At 59.9% G+C, this 18,432-nt stretch carries 18 protein-coding genes and 1 tRNA gene; 15 read left to right on the top strand and 4 right to left on the bottom strand.

Features of this window, described 5'->3' with window-relative positions:
• Positions 1–63 precede the first annotated feature (63 nt).
• Positions 64–735: a 3-oxoacid CoA-transferase subunit A gene (locus V0R37_RS15370; RefSeq protein ID WP_420375377.1), complete on the top strand. Its 672-nt coding sequence runs from the start codon at positions 64–66 to the stop codon at positions 733–735.
• Positions 732–1,370, top strand: coding sequence for a 3-oxoacid CoA-transferase subunit B (locus V0R37_RS15365; RefSeq protein WP_420375376.1), 639 nt, complete (start codon positions 732–734; stop codon positions 1,368–1,370). Before V0R37_RS15370 ends, V0R37_RS15365 begins: the two co-directional genes overlap by 4 nt.
• Before the next feature lie 3 nt (positions 1,371–1,373).
• Here V0R37_RS15365 and V0R37_RS15360 read toward each other — a convergent pair whose 3' ends face one another.
• A complete protein-coding gene (locus V0R37_RS15360) occupies positions 1,374–2,186 on the bottom strand; it encodes an RNA methyltransferase (protein ID WP_420375375.1) in 813 nt (270 codons plus the stop codon).
• 137 nt (positions 2,187–2,323) lie between these two features.
• Here V0R37_RS15360 and V0R37_RS15355 point away from each other — a divergent pair, with 137 nt between their 5' ends.
• The 5 genes from V0R37_RS15355 (at position 2,324) to V0R37_RS15335 (ending at position 8,165) form a co-directional block, all read left to right on the top strand.
• Entirely contained in the window at positions 2,324–3,115 is a 792-nt protein-coding gene (locus V0R37_RS15355) for an inositol monophosphatase family protein (protein ID WP_420375374.1), read from the top strand.
• Between the two features lie 22 nt (positions 3,116–3,137).
• A complete protein-coding gene (locus V0R37_RS15350; RefSeq protein WP_420375373.1) occupies positions 3,138–4,709 on the top strand; it encodes a TerC family protein in 1,572 nt (523 codons plus the stop codon).
• A complete protein-coding gene (locus V0R37_RS15345) occupies positions 4,706–5,578 on the top strand; it encodes an undecaprenyl-diphosphate phosphatase (protein ID WP_420375372.1) in 873 nt (290 codons plus the stop codon). Before V0R37_RS15350 ends, V0R37_RS15345 begins: the two co-directional genes overlap by 4 nt.
• Before the next feature lie 117 nt (positions 5,579–5,695).
• On the top strand, positions 5,696–6,385 hold the full coding sequence (locus tag V0R37_RS15340; protein WP_420375371.1) for a carbonic anhydrase: 690 nt from the start codon (positions 5,696–5,698) through the stop codon (positions 6,383–6,385).
• Positions 6,386–6,443: 58 nt separating this feature from the next.
• Entirely contained in the window at positions 6,444–8,165 is a 1,722-nt protein-coding gene (locus tag V0R37_RS15335; protein ID WP_420375370.1) for a solute carrier family 23 protein, read from the top strand.
• On the opposite strand, the gene V0R37_RS15330 is transcribed toward V0R37_RS15335, so the two are convergent.
• From V0R37_RS15330 to V0R37_RS15320, 3 genes are all read right to left on the bottom strand, one after another.
• Positions 8,144–8,920: a UDP-2,3-diacylglucosamine diphosphatase gene (locus tag V0R37_RS15330; RefSeq protein WP_420375369.1), complete on the bottom strand. Its 777-nt coding sequence runs from the start codon at positions 8,918–8,920 to the stop codon at positions 8,144–8,146. The two genes, V0R37_RS15335 and V0R37_RS15330, sit on opposite strands and share 22 nt — an antisense overlap.
• Complete coding sequence (locus V0R37_RS15325; protein WP_420375368.1) at positions 8,913–9,422, bottom strand: peptidylprolyl isomerase; 510 nt, start codon at positions 9,420–9,422, stop codon at positions 8,913–8,915. The genes V0R37_RS15330 and V0R37_RS15325 overlap by 8 nt, the downstream gene beginning before the upstream one ends.
• Before the next feature lie 175 nt (positions 9,423–9,597).
• A complete protein-coding gene (locus V0R37_RS15320) occupies positions 9,598–10,302 on the bottom strand; it encodes a tetratricopeptide repeat protein (RefSeq protein ID WP_420375367.1) in 705 nt (234 codons plus the stop codon).
• Positions 10,303–10,527: 225 nt separating this feature from the next.
• Here V0R37_RS15320 and cysS point away from each other — a divergent pair, with 225 nt between their 5' ends.
• From cysS to V0R37_RS15280, 8 genes are all read left to right on the top strand, one after another.
• Entirely contained in the window at positions 10,528–11,976 is a 1,449-nt protein-coding gene (gene cysS, locus V0R37_RS15315) for a cysteine--tRNA ligase (RefSeq protein ID WP_420375366.1), read from the top strand.
• 14 nt (positions 11,977–11,990) lie between these two features.
• Complete coding sequence (locus V0R37_RS15310; RefSeq protein ID WP_420375365.1) at positions 11,991–12,638, top strand: DNA-3-methyladenine glycosylase family protein; 648 nt, start codon at positions 11,991–11,993, stop codon at positions 12,636–12,638.
• 36 nt (positions 12,639–12,674) lie between these two features.
• Positions 12,675–13,637 (top strand): acetyl-CoA carboxylase carboxyltransferase subunit alpha, encoded by a 963-nt coding sequence (locus V0R37_RS15305; protein ID WP_420375364.1) that lies wholly within the window; start codon positions 12,675–12,677, stop codon positions 13,635–13,637.
• A gap of 7 nt (positions 13,638–13,644) precedes the next feature.
• Entirely contained in the window at positions 13,645–14,679 is a 1,035-nt protein-coding gene (gene tilS / locus V0R37_RS15300; protein WP_420375363.1) for a tRNA lysidine(34) synthetase TilS, read from the top strand.
• A gap of 118 nt (positions 14,680–14,797) precedes the next feature.
• A complete protein-coding gene (locus V0R37_RS15295; RefSeq protein WP_420375362.1) occupies positions 14,798–16,060 on the top strand; it encodes an aspartate kinase in 1,263 nt (420 codons plus the stop codon).
• Positions 16,061–16,169: 109 nt separating this feature from the next.
• A tRNA-Ser gene (locus tag V0R37_RS15290) sits at positions 16,170–16,262 on the top strand.
• 165 nt (positions 16,263–16,427) lie between these two features.
• Complete coding sequence (locus V0R37_RS15285) at positions 16,428–17,633, top strand: tyrosine-type recombinase/integrase (protein WP_420375361.1); 1,206 nt, start codon at positions 16,428–16,430, stop codon at positions 17,631–17,633.
• Between the two features lie 178 nt (positions 17,634–17,811).
• Positions 17,812–18,171: a Rap1a/Tai family immunity protein gene (locus tag V0R37_RS15280; RefSeq protein ID WP_420375360.1), complete on the top strand. Its 360-nt coding sequence runs from the start codon at positions 17,812–17,814 to the stop codon at positions 18,169–18,171.
• Positions 18,172–18,432: the final 261 nt, after the last annotated feature.

The raw sequence follows: 18,432 nt of genomic DNA, 5'->3' as shown, positions 1-18,432 counted from the left end.
GGCCGGCTACTTCGGAAGCCGGCCATCTGGCATTTCATGGTCGTATTTACAAGCAGGAAAAGCATGATCTCCAAGATTTTCGACAATGCGCGGCAGGCTCTGGCCGATGTTCCCGATGGGGCTGTCGTCATGGTTGGCGGCTTTGGCCTTGCGGGCCAGCCCAAGGAACTGATCGACGCATTGCTCGACCAGGGGGCAAAAGACCTGGTCATTGTCAACAATAACGCGGGTAACGGAGACACCGGTCTGGCGGCATTGCTGGCGGCCGGACGGGTAAGGAAGATAGTGTGCTCGTTCCCGCGCCAGTCCGACTCGCATGTATTCGATGCCCTGTATCGGGCCGGCAAGATCGAGCTGGAACTCGTACCGCAAGGCAACCTGGCCGAACGCATCCGTGCGGCCGGTGCTGGAATCGGTGGGTTCTATACGCCCACGGGCGCAGGCACCCCGCTGTCCGAAGGCAAGGAGCAGCGTAGCATTAACGGGCGTGATTACATTCTGGAGTATCCGCTGCACGCCGACTACGCGCTCATCAAGGCCTTGCGGGCGGATCGCTGGGGCAATCTGGTGTATCGCAAGACTGCGCGCAATTTCGGACCCATCATGGCGACCGCGTCCCGTGTCGCGGTGGCTCAGGTGGACGAGGTCGTGGAGCTGGGCGCGCTCGACCCCGAGACCATCGTCACGCCCGGCCTTTTCGTGCAGCGCGTTGTCGCCGTGGGAGCATCAAAATGAATCGATTGAATCGTGAACAAATGGCGGCGCGCGTCGCGCAGGACATCCCGGAAGGCAGCGTGGTGAACCTGGGGATCGGCCTGCCGACCAAGGTCGCCAACTATCTTCCCGCGGATCGCGAGATCATGCTGCATAGCGAGAATGGCGTCATCGGGATGGGTCCGGCGCCTGAACCGGGCGCCGAAGACCCTGATCTCATCAACGCCGGCAAGCAGCCGGTCACTCTTTTGCCGGGCGGCGCCTATTTCCATCACGCCGATTCGTTCGGCATGATGCGCGGCGGCCATCTTGATATCTGCGTGCTCGGCGCATTCCAGGTGTCGCGTTTCGGCGATCTGGCCAATTGGCATACCGGTGCGCCAGATGCCATTCCGGCGGTGGGCGGGGCCATGGATCTGGCCATAGGCGCCAAGTCGGTCTACGTATTGATGGAACTCCTGACGCGTGAAGGGCAAAGCAAGCTGGTGGAGCGCTGCACGTATCCGCTGACCGGCGTGGGATGCGTCACGCGTGTCTATACCGACCTGGCGGTTTTCGACCTGAAGGACGGCAAGGTCGTCCTGGTCGATGATGTTTCGGGGCTGGGCCAGGCCGAGCTTTCCCGTCTGGCCGGCCTGCCTGTCGTATCGGGCTGAGGCTTAGCGCCTGGCCTTGGCGGCCGTCTTGATCATGGCCGTGCATAGGCCGCGCATCATGTCGACTTCGTCCTGGCTAAGGCCGTTGCGCCCGAACATGTGGCGCATGCGCGGCATGAGCTTCTTGGGGTGCTGGGGATCAAGAAACCCAACCTCGATCACCGCCTGTTCCCAATGGGCCATGAGCGCCTGAACTTTTTCGTTGGGGGCGGGCAGAGCCCCGGCTTCCGGGTGGCCCTCTGTCGTGGGCAACAGGGGCAGGCCGGCGGCGCTGGCCAGCGCATAACGCAGTTCCCAGGCGGCCAGCTGCAGGGCCTGGGCCACGTTAAGGGAACTGTATTCGGGATTGGCCGGTATATGGCAAACGCGCTGGCACAGGGCGATATCGTCGTTCGTGAGTCCGGAGCGCTCTGTTCCCAATACAATGGCCACAGGCCCCATGCCGCTTTGCAAATGGTTTCGGGTGGCAAGGGCGGCTTCGCGGATGTCGCATGAGGGTGGCCCCAGCATGCGTGCGCGCGCCGTCAGAGCAAAGGCCAGCGTCACCGGAGCCAAGGCCTGCGCCAGCGTCGGGAAGATGCTGACAGCCGCCAGGACATCGGTGGCGCCGCTGGCCAGCGATTGCGCTTCGGGAAGATCCAGGACGTCGGGAAAGCGCGGTGCGACCAGGCACAGATCGTGAAAACCCATGGTCTTGATGGCCCGGGCCGCCGCGCCGACATTTCCCGGGTGGCTGGGATGCACCATAATGAAGCGTACGCGTGAAAAAGCGTCGGCCTCGCCCTGGAAAGAGGACTGTGTTTCGGAAGAAAACATCTGTGTTTCGGGGGAAAGCGGCTGAGTCATTTAAAATACATGGTTTATCGTGTTGATGTCCGCCGATACCGCCTCGTGCAAGTACCGGATTTTGCAGCGGCTGGCTCTCGATATTTTTTGTTCAATTACGGAATTTTATGCACCCGATGCTCAATACCGCCATCAAGGCGGCACGCCGTGCTGGCACCATCATCAATCGTGCCAGCCTCGACCTGGAACGCCTGCAAGTGGCACGCAAAGGGCCTAAAGATTATGTCACGGAAGTGGATCACGCCGCGGAAGAAGCCATTATCGACGTGTTGCGCACCGCCTATCCGGACCATGGCTTCCTGGGCGAAGAGTCGGGCACGCACCTGGCCGCCGGCCAGTCCGGCGACGAGCAGGCCGAATTCCAGTGGATTATCGATCCCCTGGACGGCACCACCAATTTCATTCATGGCCTGCCCATTTATGCCATCTCGATCGCATTGGCGCAGCGGGGTCAGTTGACCCAGGCTGTGGTTTACGATCCTTCGCGCAACGAACTGTTTACCGCCAGCCGCGGCGGCGGCGCGTTTCTGAACGATCGGCGCGTCCGGGTGTCCGGGCAGTCGCGCTACCACGACGCCTTGCTGGGTGCGCATGTGCCGGGGTCCGCCTCGACCGTCGCCTCGGGTGCTCGCTTTGCGAGCATGCTTTCGGAATGCGCCGCGGCGCGCCGGCTCGGATCGACCGTGCTCGACCTTGCCTATGTTGCGGCGGGGCGGCTGGACGGCTTTTGCGGCTTGAACCTGAAGTCCTGGGACGTGGCCGCCGGCGGGCTGCTCATCCTCGAGGCCGGCGGCCTGGTCGCTGATTTCGAAGGCGAGCAGGGCTGGATGAAAAGCGGCAGCGTGTTGGCCGCAACGCCCAAGATCTTCCCGCAAATGCTGTCGCATCTACGGGATTGACCATCCATAACGGAGCCGCCTGATGGAGTGGATGCTGGACCCTTCCGCATGGGTCGGCCTGCTAACCCTTGTCATTCTCGAGATTGTCCTGGGCATAGACAATCTGATTTTCATCGCCATCCTGGTCGAGAAACTGCCCCCGGCGCTGCGCGACCGCGCGCGCGTGCTGGGCCTGTCGCTGGCATTGCTGATGCGCCTGGTGCTGCTGTCGGTCATGTCCTGGCTGATCAAGCTGACCGCGCCCTTGTTTTCGATTGGGCCGCTGGAGTTTTCGGGGCGCGATCTTATCCTGATCGTGGGCGGCTTCTTCCTGCTCTTCAAGGGGACGCTGGAACTGCACGAACGGGTGGAAGGCCGCAACGTGCATGCATCGAGTTCCCGCATGCATGCCAGTTTTTGGGTCATCGTCACCCAGATCGTCATTCTTGACGCGGTATTTTCGATAGATGCCGTCATCACCGCGGTCGGCATGGTCGATCACCTGGCCATCATGATGATAGCGGTGGTGATCGCCATCGGCCTGATGCTGGTTGCCTCGAAGCCGCTGACACACTTTGTGAACGCCCATCCCACGGTCGTCATCCTGTGCCTGGGCTTTTTGCTGACCATCGGCTTTTCGTTGCTGGCGGAAGGCTTCGGTTTTGCAGTGCCCAAGGGCTATCTGTACGCCGCGATCACTTTTTCTGTCCTGATCGAGGTGCTGAACCAACTGGCTCGCCGCAATATGCGCAAGATCGATTCCCGCCGGCCCTTGCGCGAGCGCACCGCCGAAGGGGTACTGCGCATGCTCGGCAAGCGCCCGGCGGCGGGCCCCGAGAAGGAAGCCGAAATCGAAGCGCCCGCGCAGGTATTCGGCGACGAGGAGCGCTACATGGTCAGCGGCGTACTGACGCTGGCCGACCGCAGCATTCATTCGATCATGACACCGCGCAATGATGTCTCCTGGATCGACCTGGACGACGATTCCGCCGCGCTGCGGGAACAGATCGCCAAGGCGCCGCACAGCTTTTTTCCGGTTTGCCGGGGATCGCTGGATGAGGTGATCGGCATAGGACGCGCCAAGGAAATGATTGCGGACCTCATTACGCATGGCACCATACGCCTGTCGCGCTTGCGCGATCCCATCATCGTGCATGAATCGATAGGCGTGCTGCGCCTGATGGATACGCTCAAGCGATCGCGCGGCCAATTGGTGCTGGTGACCGACGAGTTCGGCGCCATAGAAGGCGTGGTTACGCCCATCGATGTGTTCGAGGCCATAGCGGGCGAATTCCCGGACGAAGACGAGACGCCGGACATTGCGGCCGATGGCGAGAACCGCTGGCGCGCGGATGGGGCGGCCGACCTGCATCATCTTGAGCTGCTGCTCAATACCGATGGATTGGTCGACGAGGAAGAAGGCTATTCGACATTGGCCGGCTATCTGCTGGAGCGCTTCGGACATTTGCCGCAACCCGGCGATAGCTGCGAACTGCAACAGGAGCATGCTACCTTCCGGTTTACGGTGCTGCGCCTGGATGGACGCCGCATTGCGACGGTGCAAGTAGAGCGGCTGTATCATCAGGCCGACAACATCGACAACGAGAAAATATGACTGATAGTTTGTGGTTTATGTTTAAAGCCCTGTTCCTGGGCCTGATTGAAGGTTTTACCGAGTTCATCCCCGTATCCAGCACCGCCCATTTGCTGCTCATCGGCGACTGGATCAATTTTTCATCCGGCAACGACAAGGTGTTCGAAGTCGTCATCCAGTTCGGCTCCATCCTGGCTGTCATGTGGATATTCCGGGCGCGTCTATGGCAGTTGATACGCGGAACACTGTCGGGGGAGCGCAGCGAGGTCCTGTTCATGCGCAACCTTCTTATTGCCTTTCTGCCCGCGGCCGTCATAGGCGCACTCACGATCAAATATATCAAGATGCTGTTCCATAGTCCGGCTGTATTCGTGTTTACGCTGATAGCCGGCGGTTTGGTCATGCTTTGGGTTGAACGCAAACCCCAGTTTGCCAAGCAGACCGATACAACCGCAGATACAGTGCGAGACGATAGCGTGTCTTCGCAGCGCGCGACCGCCCATGCCCTCGAGGAAATCAGCTGGAAGCAGGCGCTGGTGGTTGGCTTTGCGCAATGCCTGGCCATGGTGCCCGGCACATCGCGCTCGGGGGCGACCATAATCAGCGGCATGATGGCGGGCATACAGCGCAAGACCGCCACTGAATTTTCATTTTTCCTGGCCATGCCCACTATGCTGGCGGCCACGGTTTACGATCTGTACCGCAACAGCGGCGCACTGGACGATACGCAGCTGACCGCCATTGTGGTGGGCTTTCTGGCCGCATTCGTAAGCGCCCTGGTGGTGGTGCGGGCCGTGTTGCGCTTTGTCTCGCGCCGCACTTACCGGCCTTTTGCCTGGTATCGCATCGCCCTGGGCATAGTGGTCATGGTGTGGCTGCTGGCACGCTGATAGCGCGGCAATTTGTGCATATTTCGGCGTCCCTGCAGCACGGACGTTTGCCGTTGGCCCGCATGACGATATAATTTGCGGCTAGAATTTGTTACCAATTTCATGGAACGAAACATCATGTCCGCTGACTGCTGCCAGAATAATCTCCGGGACATTTCGCATTTCGAGGCCGCGGTGCTTCGTTTCCGCAGCGAATACTACAAGCATTCGCCCGAACTCATGCATGCGCTGTCCACCAAAGGCCAGGCGCCGGCGACATTGATCATTGCCTGCAGCGATTCCCGCGTGGACACCGGCGTATTGCTGTCCGCCGAGCCCGGCGAATTGTTCACCGTGCGCAATGTGGCCAATCTCGTTCCTCCTTATCAGCAGGGCTCCGGTCTGCATGGCACGGGGGCGGCAATCGAATACGCGGTGCGCGACCTTAAAGTGGATCACATCATTGTCCTGGGCCACGCGCAATGCGGCGGCATCAAGGCTATGCTGGCGACGGCCGGCGGCCAACGCCTGGATCGCGAATTCATCGGCGAATGGGTATCGATGGCCATGAGCGCCACCGAGCTGTACTTGAACGCCGACAACCCCGATGAGCGCCACAAGGTTTCGCTGGAATTGCTGAAAGAAAATCCCGGCCTTGCCGAGCGCGCGGCGGTTACCGGTTCACTGCACAATCTGCTTAGCTACCCCTGGATCAAGGAGCGTGTCGAACAAGGCACGCTGGCCTTGCATGGCTGGTGGTTCGATCTTGAAACCGGCGACCTTTGGCGTACCGAGCCCGGCACGATGCAGCTCATGCCCGTCATTTGACGATTGCCGATGCGTAACGCCTTGCCTTTCATCGCAGGAAATCCGTTAGGAGCGACGCATGCGCAAGCCCGATAACATCGTCTACTGGATCAACGATCGCCTGCCCATTCCCACGGCGCTGGGCCTGGTGCTCCAGCAGATGGCATTTTTGGGCGCTTTGCTGGTGGTTCCCAATCTGTTTTTGCACGAGACCGGCTTCCATCTTGCGTCCGCCAGCTTCCTGGATGTCGCCGCCGCCTCGCTGATCGCAAGCGCTTTCTCGATACTCTTGCAGATATCGAAGCGCTGGGGCATAGGGTCGGGCTATTACTATCCGCTGCAAGCCACGCCCACCGTGTTCGCAGTCATGTTTCTGGCCAGCAGCCATCCGGGCGGCTTGCCGCTGGCCTACGGCATGGTATGCATAGCGGGATTGACCCAACTGGTTTTCAGCGTTTGCATTGTTCGTCTGCGCAGCATATTCACCGTCGAAATCGCCGGGCTCATGGTGATGCTGACTGGAGTCAGCATCGGTCAGATCGGCTTGAAGCTATTGTTTCATGCGACCGACGGCACGGGTGCGTCGAATGTCGACCTGACCGCGGCGGCCTTTACCCTGTTTGTCATGGTGTTCTGCCACATTTGGCTGAAGTCCCGCCTGCGCCTGTTCGCCGCATTGTTCGGCTTGCTTGCCGGCAGCATGCTGGCCGGCATGCTGGGTTTGATCCAGCCGGAGAGCCTGTCCTATATTTCCGCCGCGCCTTGGCTGCGCCTGCCGACGCTCCCGGCCTTCGGCTGGGATTTCAATATGGACATGGTGCTGCCCTACATGCTTATCGGGCTGACCTTTTCATTGATATCCGTCGGCACCCAGACGGTGGCCCAGCGCACCGCCGACGCGGACTGGCACAGGCCGGACTTGCACGCCTATGCCCGGGGATTGCGCGCGGAAGGACTGACGCACATATTGGCTTCTTTCATCAATGCGATGCCGCAATCGGCCAGCGGCGGCGCGGTCGGCCTGGCCGCAACCTCGGGCTCCGCCAGCCGCTACCTGGGCTATTGGGTGGCGGCTTTCCTTGTAATCACCGCGTTTTGCTCCAAACTGATCGTCTTGTGGCTGGTCGTTCCAGGGTCGGTCATTTCAGCCCTGCTGCTGTACTTGGCCGCCTTCCTGTTGATGGCGGGGCTGAAGCTGGTGGCTTCGCGCATGCTGGACGACAGGCGCTCGCTGGCCTTGGGCGTGGGCCTGATCGTAGGCGTATCGCATCGCTACATCGTGGCCGGCGTGGAAAATGCGCCGCTGGCCGGTTTCATGGATTTGGCTGGCGTGACCAACGGTACGCTGGTGGCGCTGGCCTTGACCATGGTGTTCCGCCTGGGCGCCTCGCGCCGGACGGTGCAGCGATTCAAGGTGGATGCCACCACGGCCGACGATTTGAACCTGTTCATGGAAAACCAGGGACGCCTATGGGGTGCAAGGCGCGATGCCGTTCAGCGCGCCGAGCAGGCGGCATGGCAGGCCTTCGACCTGTTGGCGCATAGCAACCGGATAGCCCCGGGGCAGGCTGAACTGGAAGTCAGGACGCGCTTCGATGAATATACCCTGCGGGTCAGGTTTTCGTACAAAGGCCTGGCTCTGCCAGCCCCCCGCGAGATGCCGCCGACCGCCGAGGCCTTGATCGACGATCCCGAAGCCACGATGCACATGACATCGTATTTGCTAAGCCGACTTGCGCGCCGCGTCCAGGTGCGCCAGCGCGGCGACACCGCTGGGCTTCAGCTGGATTTCGACGCCTGATTCAAATGCAAGCCGTCGGCATCGATGGCCAGCCACCCGCCGCGGACGGCGTCGCCGTGATCGTAATCCCAGTCAGGCAATACATAACGTTTGCGCGTCCTGCCGTCGACGGTCAGGCGGTGGACCTGCGGACGGTGGGTGTGGCCGTGAACCATGATGTCGGCATCGGCCCCTGAAAACGCCTTTTCTATGGCCGACTGACTGACATCCATGATGTCCATGGGTTTATGGCGATTGGACGCCATGCTGCGTTCGCGCGCCAGATCGGCAATGCCGCGCCGGGCCGAGAGGCTTAAACGCAGGAAAAGCCATTGCACGGCGGGGCAGCGCACAACGCGCCGGAAGCGCTGGTAAGCTCGGTCGGCGGTACAGTATTCGTCTCCGTGCGACAGCAGAATCTTGCCTGCATCGGTTTCCAGGCATACACGGTCGGGCAATACCTGGGCGCCGACATGTCCGGCCAGCACGCGCCCTATCAGAAAATCGCGATTGCCGCGGCCCAGCCACAATGGGATTTTTTCAGAGACCTGCCTGAGTTTTTCCACTGTTTCGGCCAGCCAGGCGGGAGGTGCCGATAGCGCCAGGTCGTCGCCTATCCATGCGTCGAATATATCGCCGCATAAAATCAAGGCATCCGCCTGGGCGCATGCCTTGTCCAAGAATTCGTGGAAAGCGCGGGCAGTGCCGGGCGTATGCGACCCCAGATGAATATCCGAGGCGATCCATACGGTGCCGGCGAGCCGGAGCTTATTCAACGACTGTGGCTTTCTCGATAAGGACATCTTCCGCCGGAACGTCTTGGTGAAATCCTTTGTTGCCCGTTTTCACGGCCTTGATCTTGTCCACGACCTCGGTGCCTTCCACGACCTTCGCGAATACGGCGTAACCCCAGCCGTTGGGCGTGGGCGAGGTGAAGTTCAGGAAGTCGTTGTCGGCCACATTGATGAAGAATTGGGCGGTGGCCGAATGGGGATCGGCCGTGCGCGCCATGGCCAGGGTGTAGCGGTCGTTCTTCAGGCCGTTGTTGGCTTCATTTTCGATGGGAGCATGGGTCTGCTTCTGTTTCATGCCGGCATCGAAGCCGCCGCCCTGAACCATGAAGTTATTGATGACCCGGTGGAAAATAGTGCCGTCATAGAAGCCTTCGTTGACGTAGGTCAGGAAGTTCTCGACAGTCTTGGGCGCTTTTTCGGCATCCAATTCGATAAGGATATCGCCCTGGCTGGTTTGCAGTTTGACGCGGGGAGTTGAGCTCATAGATTTACCTTGAGTAGGGGATGGTGAGACCGCTTGCGCAACACTGCCCAGGCACAGGGCGAGCGATGCCGCGCAGGCAAGGCCGAAAACGCGCAGCGATGGGCCGAGCGAGGGGATAAGTATTGAAGAAAAACGCATTCTAGTATCGCCTGGACGGTTGCAGAGAAAGATAGGTTTATTTTTTCAGGACTTCGGCGGTCTGTTCGGCCTTGGACCGGGCGCTGTCTACGCCCAGCCTTGCGGCATTGCGAAAGGATTCCTGTGCAAGCATAAGCTGTACCTGACCCAGATTGGCCTTGGCGGTTCCGTAGTTGGGATTGGCCGCCAGCGACATCGACAAGGCGTCGCGCGCCATGTCCAGCTTGCCCTGCTTGACGTATTCCGCCGCCAGGTTGTTCCAGGGCTCGGGCAGTTCAGGGTAGAGCGTGGTCATCTTAAGATAAAGGTCGATTGCCTGGGCATCGCGGCCCAGTGCAGCCAACGCGCGGCCATGCAGGAACATCAGTTGCACATCGGTGCCGATACCGCCTTGCTGTTCCAGTTGGGCGGTCCGCTTCTGGATGACTTCCAGGGCTTCTTCATTGCGGCCCTGGTCCAGCATCTGGCTGATGCGGCTGGTGATTTCGGAGGCGGTCAGGGGAACGGAGGTATCGACGCTGGGCGTGAGCGCTTCCAGCAGCTTGGCCAGGCCTTTCCAGCCGCCCTCGGGCGGAGGCGGGTCGTTGAATAGCTTGCCCTCGAAAGCGGGCTTGCCTGGACCATCTTCCAGTGACGCGTTAAGATCGACATGCGGCGCGAGGCCGGGCACCACCGCCTGCGCCATGGCGGCTTGGACCGAAAGTCCGCCCAGAACAAGGACGATCGCTACTGCAGGGCTCAAAATTCGAAACACAGGTTATGCACCTATATGTAAGGGTTGTGTTGCTGGCATGGCATCGGCATAGAATAAAAAGCGGGCCGCGCAGGGCAGCGTCGGTTCCGTCCGCTTGCTATACTTATCGACCGCCATTTTAGCCTTGCTTGCCGGCTCGCGCCGAGTTTACCGCAACCGGGCCTGTACCGATCAGGCCCGCAATCGTATTTACCGACAGACATTTACCTGTACATGCTGCACATTTATAACACCCTTTCGCGCACCAAAGAGCCATTGAAAACCGCAGAGCCGGGCAAGGTCAGCATGTATGTATGCGGCATGACGGTCTACGATTTCTGCCACCTGGGCCATGCGCGCATGCTCGTCAGCTTCGACGTGGTGCAGCGCTGGCTGCGCCATAGCGGCTATCAGGTCAGGTATGTGCGCAACATCACCGATATCGATGACAAGATCATCCGCCGCGCGGTGGACAGCGGTCGAAAAATGAGCGAGGTCACCTCCTTCTATATCGACGCGATGCATGCCGATGAGCGCGCGCTGGGTGTGCAGACCCCCGATTTCGAGCCTCGCGCCACGGCGCATGTGGGCGACATGCTGGGCATCATCAAACGCCTGGAAGACAAGGGCCTGGCCTATCAGTCCGAGGACGGCGACGTCAACTACGCCGTGCGCGATTTCCCCGGCTATGGCAAGCTGTCGGGCAAGTCGCTGGACGATCTGCGGGCCGGTGAACGGGTCGCCGTGGCGTCCGCCAAGCGCGATCCACTGGATTTCGTCTTATGGAAGGCGGCCAAGGCCGGGGAACCGCCTGAATCCAAGTGGGAATCGCCCTATGGCCTGGGCCGGCCCGGCTGGCATATTGAATGCTCGGCCATGAGCCGCGCCCTGCTGGGTCAGCCCCTGGATATTCATGGGGGCGGGCCGGACCTTAAGTTTCCCCACCACGAAAATGAAATCGCCCAAAGCGAAGGCGCCTTCGGCGGTACGCTGTCCAAGGTGTGGATGCATTGCGGTCCCCTTATGGTCGATGCCGACAAGATGTCCAAGTCGCTGGGCAACTTTCGCACCATACGCGCCACCATTGCCGCCGACCCGGGCTTGCCGGACGGCCAGGCCTCATATGACGTGAATCCGCGCGAGGCGGAAATGCTGCGCTTTTTCATTGTGCGCAATCATTACCGCAGCCCGCAGAACTACGCGCCGGACAATCTGTTCGATGCGCAGAGTTCCCTGGATCGCCTGTACCAGACTTTGCAGAATGTGCCGGCCCAGCAGGCCGACATCGACTGGACACATCCCGCGGCGCAATCATTCCGCGCCGCCATGGACGACGACTTCAATACCTCGGGGGCCGTTGCGGCCCTGTTTGAACTGGCCGGCGAAGCCAATCGCGATGAGTCCGGGCCGGCATCTGGCCTGATGCGCGCGCTGGGTGGCATACTGGGGCTGCTGCAAACCGATCCGGCCAGCTACCTGCAGTCGCCCAGTCGATATCATGGCGGCGCGGCGGCCGCCGCATCCCTGCCGGGCGAACGAATTCAGGAGCTGATTGATTTGCGTGCCGCCGCGAAGAAGGATCGCAATTTTGCCGAAGCGGACCGCATCCGCGACGAGCTCCAGGCGGGCGGCATCGAACTCGAAGACAAAGCGGGCGGCGTCACCCAATGGCGTCGGGCTTGAGAAAGGGGAGGGTCATGTCAGAAAGCCTAGACGCAGGGCGTGAAAAGCCGGATTTTTGGGACGAGGCGTCCACGCAGCTCATGGGGCGCGATCGCATTCTTAAAAAGCTGATCCCCCGCCATAAGTCCGAATGGCTGGCGCCGGCGGCCTCGCCGTTCGTTACCCTGGCGCGTGCCATCGTGGGCCATCAGATATCGGTCAAGGCGGCGGACGCAATGTGGGAACGCTTTACCGAAGCCTGCGGAAGAGACCCCTCGCCGCGCTGCGTCATCCGGCTGGCCGAAACCGATATCGGCCTGTCTGGCTTGTCCAAGCGTAAAGCCGAATACATCCTCGACCTAGCCACGCACTTTTCCGAGAAAAAGATAAAGCCCGCCTCCTGGAGCGCCATGGATGACGAGGCGGTCATTGCGGATTTGTGCGCCATACGCGGCATTGGACGATGGACCGCCGAAATGTTTCTCATCTTCAATTTGCAGCGGCCCGATGTCCTTCCGCTGGACGATGCGAGTCTGCTGAAGGCAATTTCGTTACACTACTTTAGTGGTGAGCCCGTTTCGCGTTTCGAGGCACGAGAAGTTGCCCAGGCGTGGGCGCCTTGGCGCACCGTGGCGACCTGGTACCTATGGCGCAGCCTCGATCCCGCTTCGGTGCAGTATTGAACAACGCGAACGCTCTAATCTGGAAAACTAGCCCTTATGCGTAATACCTTCCTGGAATTTGAACAGCCCCTGGCCGAACTCGAGAACAAGATCGAAGAGCTGCGTTTCGTTCAAACCGATTCCGCCGTCGATATCTCGGAAGAGGTCGGGCGTTTGCAGCAAAAAAACCAGGCGCTCGCCAAAAGCATTTATGCCAAGCTCACGCCCTGGCAGACGGCACTGGTGGCGCGCCATCCGCAAAGGCCCTACACCCTGGACTACGTGCGTGAAATCTTCACCGATTTCCACGAACTGCACGGCGACCGCATGTATGCCGACGACCTGTCCATCGTGGGCGGCCTGGCCCGCTTCAACGGAACGCCCTGCATGGTGGTGGGCCATCAGAAAGGGCGCGACACCAAAGAACGCGCCATGCGCAATTTCGGCATGCCGCGTCCCGAGGGCTATCGCAAGGCCCTGCGTTTGATGCGCCTGGCCGAAAAATTCCAGTTGCCGGTTTTTACCTTTGTCGATACACCGGGGGCTTATCCAGGCATTGGCGCCGAAGAGCGCGGCCAGTCCGAAGCCATCGGCCACAATCTGTATGCCATGGCCGAGCTCAAGGTGCCCATCATTTCCACCATCATCGGCGAAGGCGGCTCCGGCGGAGCGCTGGCCATCGCGGTGGGCGACGTGGTCATGATGCTCCAGTATTCCACCTACGCCGTCATTTCGCCCGAAGGCTGCGCATCTATTTTGTGGCGCAGCGCCGACAAGGCGTCCACGGCCGCCGAAGCCCTGGCGATTACCGCGCCCCGCCTTAAAGAGCTGGGCCTGATCGACCGCATCGTCAACGAACCGGTGGGCGGCGCCCATCGCGATCCGGTGGTCATGGCGCGCCAGCTCGGCCGCGCCTTGTCCGATTCCCTGCGCCAACTGTCGGGCATGTCGGCCGAGCAGCTCATCGATCAGCGCCTGCAACGCCTGATGTCCTACGGCCGCTTCCAGGAAGCGCGTTAGGGCGGACATGCTTACCGGGGCCTTCTGGCGGACCTTCGGGTCTGCCGCCATGACCCAGGCGGTAAGCCAGGCCCTTGCCGCCTTGCCGGAACATCCTCGCCGTATCGCCGTCGGCTTGAGCGGCGGAGCCGACTCCGCCATGCTGGCCGTGCATGCCGCCTTGCATGCGCGACGCCACGGCATTGAACTGCATTGTTTCCACATACACCATGGCTTGCAGGCGCCGGCCGATCGCTGGCAGGCCCATGCGCACGATCTGGCGCAGATGCTGGGCTTGCCATGCCATAGCCTTACGGTATCGGTCGATCTGGGTACGGGCAGCGGCATCGAGTCGGCGGCGCGCGATGCCCGCTACCAGGCATTCGACCGATTGGCGGCGCTGGCCAGTGTCGAGCATGTGCTGCTGGCCCATCACCGCAACGACCAGGCTGAAACGGTCTTGCTGCGCTTGCTGCGCGGCGCCGGTCCTACCGGCTTGGCCGCCATGGGGCCGCTGATCCGGCGCGGCGGCTTGACCTACCTGCGGCCATGGCTGGACATCGAGCGGGCCGCCATACTGGAGCAAGCTCGGGCATTCCACGAAATCAGCGGTTGGGAGCCGGTGCAGGACCCCACCAATGCCGACGATAAATACACGCGCGCCGCCGTTCGCGAACGCCTGGCTCCCGAGCTGGACCAGCGCTGGCCGGGCTGGCAGGGCGCCTTGGCGCGCCATGCCCGGCAGGGCGCCGAAATTCGGGAAGTCCTTGATGAAGTGGCTGGCCTGGATTTCAACGGGCTGGATCCAGGCGCCGACGGACGGGATTTCTCGCTGGCCGCCTGGCGCCGGCTTTCCGTCGCCCGGCAAGCCCTGGTCTTGCGATACTGGCTCGCGCGGATGGGGCAGCGCATGCCGACCGATGCCCGCCTGCAAGACCTGATGCGGCAGTTGCGCGGCCTGCATGCCCTGGGACACGACAGGCAGATGCAGGTCAAGCATGGGCAGGCCTGGATACGTTGCGCCAAAGGCCGCGTATTCCTGGATGCGGGGCCTTCGCGTTAAAAACAGCCCCCGCGAAACACGCTAAAATAGTCCGTTTTGCTTGTCCGGCGCGTTAGCGTCCGTGCATAAATGGTCCGGCACTCATCCAGATTAGTGTCTCTTTAACGCAGAGTAGAAGATGTCCCTGATTGTTCACAAATATGGCGGCACGTCCATGGGCTCGGTGGAGCGCATCCAGAACGTGGCGCGGCGCGTGGCCAAATGGCATGCGGCCGGCCATCAGGTGGTCGTGGTTCCTTCCGCCATGTCGGGCGAAACCAACCGCCTGCTGAGCCTTGCCAAGGAAATTTCCCCGCAGCCCGATACGCGCGAACTCGATATGCTGGCCGCCACCGGCGAACAAGCCAGCAGTTCCCTGCTGGCCATGGCCCTGCTGTCGCAAGGCGTGGCTGCCCGCAGCTATACTGGTTGGCAGGTTCCTGTCCGCACCGATTCGTCTTATACCAAGGCGCGCATCCGCTCCATCGATGACACCCGCATACGCGGCGACCTGGATTCCGGACGAGTGGTCATCGTGACCGGTTTTCAGGGGATAGACGACGAGGGCAACATCACCACGCTGGGCCGTGGCGGTTCGGATACCTCTGCCGTCGCGGTCGCCGCCGCCCTGAAGGCCGACGAGTGCCTAATCTTTACCGACGTCGATGGCGTGTACACCACCGACCCCCGTGTCGTGCCTGAAGCCCGCCGCATGAATGTGGTGTCCTTCGAGGAAATGCTGGAAATGGCCTCGCTGGGCTCCAAGGTATTGCAGATACGTTCGGTGGAATTCGCCGGCAAATACCATGTTCCGGTGCGTGTCCTGTCCTCGCTGACGGACCCCCTGATACCGCTCGAAGAAGAAATGGTTTCGGGCACCCTTATTACTTTCGAGGAAGATCAAAAAATGGAAGCTGCCGTCGTTTCGGGCATCGCCTTCAGCCGTGACGAAGCCAAGGTCACTTTGCTAGCCGTACCCGACACCCCGGGCGTAGCCTATTCGATCCTGGGCCCCGTCGCCGCCGCCAATATCGACGTCGACATGATTCTGCAGAACCAGTCGGTGCAAGGCACGACCGACTTTTCATTCACTGTCAACCGCAACGACTTCGCTCGCACGCTGGATCTGCTCAAGAACCAGATCGGCCCCGCCGTGGGCGCCGGTGAAATCGTCTCCGACGACAAGGTCTGCAAGGTGTCCATCGTGGGCATAGGCATGCGCAGCCACGTGGGCGTCGCCAGCCTGATGTTCCGCACGCTGTCGGAAGAGGGCATCAATATCCAGATGATCAGCACCAGCGAAATCAAGACGTCGGTCATCATCAACGACAAATACATGGAACTGGCCGTGCGCGCCCTGCACAAGGCTTTCGGTCTGGATCAGGATAAAAGCCAAGCCTGATCATTGTTGTTCGGCCGTTGTTCGTGCATCTGGGCGCTTTTGAATTGTCCGCCTTCCGGGGCATCAAACAGAATCGCTTTTTATCGTGCTAGAATAGCGGCCTATTTCCGGAGACGTGGCCGAGAGGTTGAAGGTACTCCCCTGCTAAGGGAGCATACGGCTTATACCCGTATCGAGGGTTCGAATCCCTCCGTCTCCGCCAATTTGGCATCTACAGTAGTACACCGTAGTATAAGAAGCCCGCATAGCTAAACGCTCTGCGGGTTTTTTGTTGTCCCGAGTAGTCCATGATGGTCTATAGCCATATACCCCCAACTAGGGGTACATTTGGGGGTATGTCTCGCACTACCTGAAAAAAGTACCCCCAATGGCACTCACAAACATCCAATGCAAGCAGGCTATATCCAAGGCAAAGCCCTATAAGCTGGCGGCCGGGGGCGGCCTGTATCTGCTGATCAACCCCAATGGCTCCAAGTATTGGCGATACAAGTACCGGTTTTGCGGCAAAGAGAAAACCATGGCGCTCGGGGTATATCCAGAAGTCACCCTGGCCAAGGCAACAGCGGCCCACCAGGTAGCGCGAGATATGCTGGCGGCCGGTACTGACCCCATGGACGCCCGTAAGGAGCAGAGCCAAGATAACGCTCTGACGTTCAAGGCGGTGGCCGAAAGGTGGCGAGAGCACTGGAAGGTCGGCAAGACAGAAAAGCATGACATTGATGTATGGCGCCGCCTAGAAATGGATGTGTTTCCGGCTATTGGCAATAAGCCTGTATCAGACCTGACAGCGACTATGGTCCGAAAGCTTGTCAAAGCAATTGAAGCGCGGGGGGCGTTGGATATGGCTAAGCGTCAGCTGCAAAAGTGCAATCAGATCATGCGGTACGCTGTGGCCCACGATCTAGCCGAGCGTAACCCGGTAGCTGATATACAACCATCTGACATTCTGCCTGCACGCAAAAAGCGCAACTATGCCCGCATTGACGCCAAAGAGCTACCGCAGCTCCTACGCGACATAGACGGCTACGTGGGAGGCGAGCATACTCGGCTGGCCATGCAACTGATGGTGTTGACCTTCGTTCGTACCGGCGAGTTGATTCGCGCCAAGTGGGACGAGTTCGACCTGACCGCGTCGCGTTGGAATATTCCTGCCGAACGCATGAAAATGCGCAGCCCTCACATTGTGCCCTTGAGCAAACAGGCATTGGCCGTGCTGCGCAAGCTGCAAGCGGTCTCTTACAGCCGCGAATTTGTTTTCCCAGCAGATACTGGCAGACCCACTCACATGAGCAATAACACCATCCTGGGTGCATTGCACCGCATGGGTTACCGAGGCCGAATGACTGGACATGGGTTCAGGGGTGTGGCATCTACCATATTGCATGAGCAGGGCTGGCCTCATGAACACATCGAGCTGCAGCTGGCACACCAAGAGCGTGACGAGGTATCAGCGGCTTATAACCATGCCCTGTACGTTCCTCAGCGAGCGAAGATGATGCAGGCCTGGGCCGATCACCTGGATGCCATACAGGTCGATAACGTGGTATCGCTGGGGGTGGCCAGGGCTGGTTAAAGCGAAATCCCGGGCGCTTCCTTTTTTGACGGGTAACACAGGTAACAGGGTAACAACCGCATAAACAAAGGGCTAGAGCGTTACCTATATAGTTTCTTTAGAGGTAACACAGGTAACAGGTAATAGGCCCTCTACATTGCCTATTTCATTGGCGTTGGCTTTTTTGGGAAATAACAATATGAGAATAAGCATCCTTTTCTTGGCGCTCATCTTCGGGGCTCCTGTCGCAGCAAATGAGGCTGAGGTCTACGTGTCGCTCACGAGCGGGAACCATGTTTATCCGATGTGCCAGTCAACCGCGAGCGCAGCAAACAAGAATAGCTGTGCTTGGTATGTGAAGGGGGTTATTGAAGGCGTGCAGGTCCATGCGCAGCCATCGCAACCAGGCTATTCATTGTTATGCATGCCTGATAACCTGCCTGGCGCCCAATTGACGGGCGTCTTTGGTAAATATCTGGAAGATCACCCCGAGCAGAGACATGAGCCGGCCCTGGCCTTGGTGGTTCGGGCGATGACGGCGGCGTTTCCATGCCCCTAGCAGGCTGTGGATAACTTTCCATAATTATTTTTCAGGACCAAACGCCCATTTGGCTATTTATTGCCCACTGTGGATAGATCACGCAAACCCGCGTCGTTGCTGTGTTTCTCGTTATGTGTACAAGAGTTGTTCACATAGGCGCATTCTCATAACGGGTCTTATGTCAACTATATGCGTACAAATAAAATAAAAACGTTTGCATTAAGAGAAATTTAAGTCTATTATGAAGCCTCGTTCTCGCACACGCGAGGGCACCAACGG

It is taken from the genome of Pollutimonas rozaliensis (genome assembly GCF_048751585.1).
In the GTDB taxonomy this organism is placed as follows: Bacteria; Pseudomonadota; Gammaproteobacteria; order Burkholderiales; family Burkholderiaceae_B.
Note: the sequence above shows the minus strand (reverse complement) of the source record. Positions and strands in the feature narration are given on the sequence as shown.

Bases quoted from the DNA above. Each gene is read 5' to 3' on its own strand.
- V0R37_RS15335 (WP_420375370.1), top strand. From the start codon at position 6,444: ATGCGCAAGCCCGATAACATCGTCTACTGGATCAACGATCGCCTGCCC.
- V0R37_RS15280 (WP_420375360.1), top strand. From the start codon at position 17,812: ATGAGAATAAGCATCCTTTTCTTGGCGCTCATCTTCGGGGCTCCTGTC.
- V0R37_RS15345 (WP_420375372.1), top strand. From the start codon at position 4,706: ATGACTGATAGTTTGTGGTTTATGTTTAAAGCCCTGTTCCTGGGCCTG.
- V0R37_RS15365 (WP_420375376.1), top strand. From the start codon at position 732: ATGAATCGATTGAATCGTGAACAAATGGCGGCGCGCGTCGCGCAGGAC.
- tilS (WP_420375363.1), top strand. From the start codon at position 13,645: ATGCTTACCGGGGCCTTCTGGCGGACCTTCGGGTCTGCCGCCATGACC.
- V0R37_RS15355 (WP_420375374.1), top strand. From the start codon at position 2,324: ATGCACCCGATGCTCAATACCGCCATCAAGGCGGCACGCCGTGCTGGC.
- V0R37_RS15285 (WP_420375361.1), top strand. From the start codon at position 16,428: ATGGCACTCACAAACATCCAATGCAAGCAGGCTATATCCAAGGCAAAG.
- V0R37_RS15310 (WP_420375365.1), top strand. From the start codon at position 11,991: ATGTCAGAAAGCCTAGACGCAGGGCGTGAAAAGCCGGATTTTTGGGAC.
- V0R37_RS15295 (WP_420375362.1), top strand. From the start codon at position 14,798: ATGTCCCTGATTGTTCACAAATATGGCGGCACGTCCATGGGCTCGGTG.
- V0R37_RS15360 (WP_420375375.1), bottom strand. From the start codon at position 2,186: ATGTTTTCTTCCGAAACACAGTCCTCTTTCCAGGGCGAGGCCGACGCT.
- cysS (WP_420375366.1), top strand. From the start codon at position 10,528: ATGCTGCACATTTATAACACCCTTTCGCGCACCAAAGAGCCATTGAAA.
- V0R37_RS15325 (WP_420375368.1), bottom strand. From the start codon at position 9,422: ATGAGCTCAACTCCCCGCGTCAAACTGCAAACCAGCCAGGGCGATATC.
- V0R37_RS15350 (WP_420375373.1), top strand. From the start codon at position 3,138: ATGGAGTGGATGCTGGACCCTTCCGCATGGGTCGGCCTGCTAACCCTT.
- V0R37_RS15305 (WP_420375364.1), top strand. From the start codon at position 12,675: ATGCGTAATACCTTCCTGGAATTTGAACAGCCCCTGGCCGAACTCGAG.
- V0R37_RS15340 (WP_420375371.1), top strand. From the start codon at position 5,696: ATGTCCGCTGACTGCTGCCAGAATAATCTCCGGGACATTTCGCATTTC.
- V0R37_RS15370 (WP_420375377.1), top strand. From the start codon at position 64: ATGATCTCCAAGATTTTCGACAATGCGCGGCAGGCTCTGGCCGATGTT.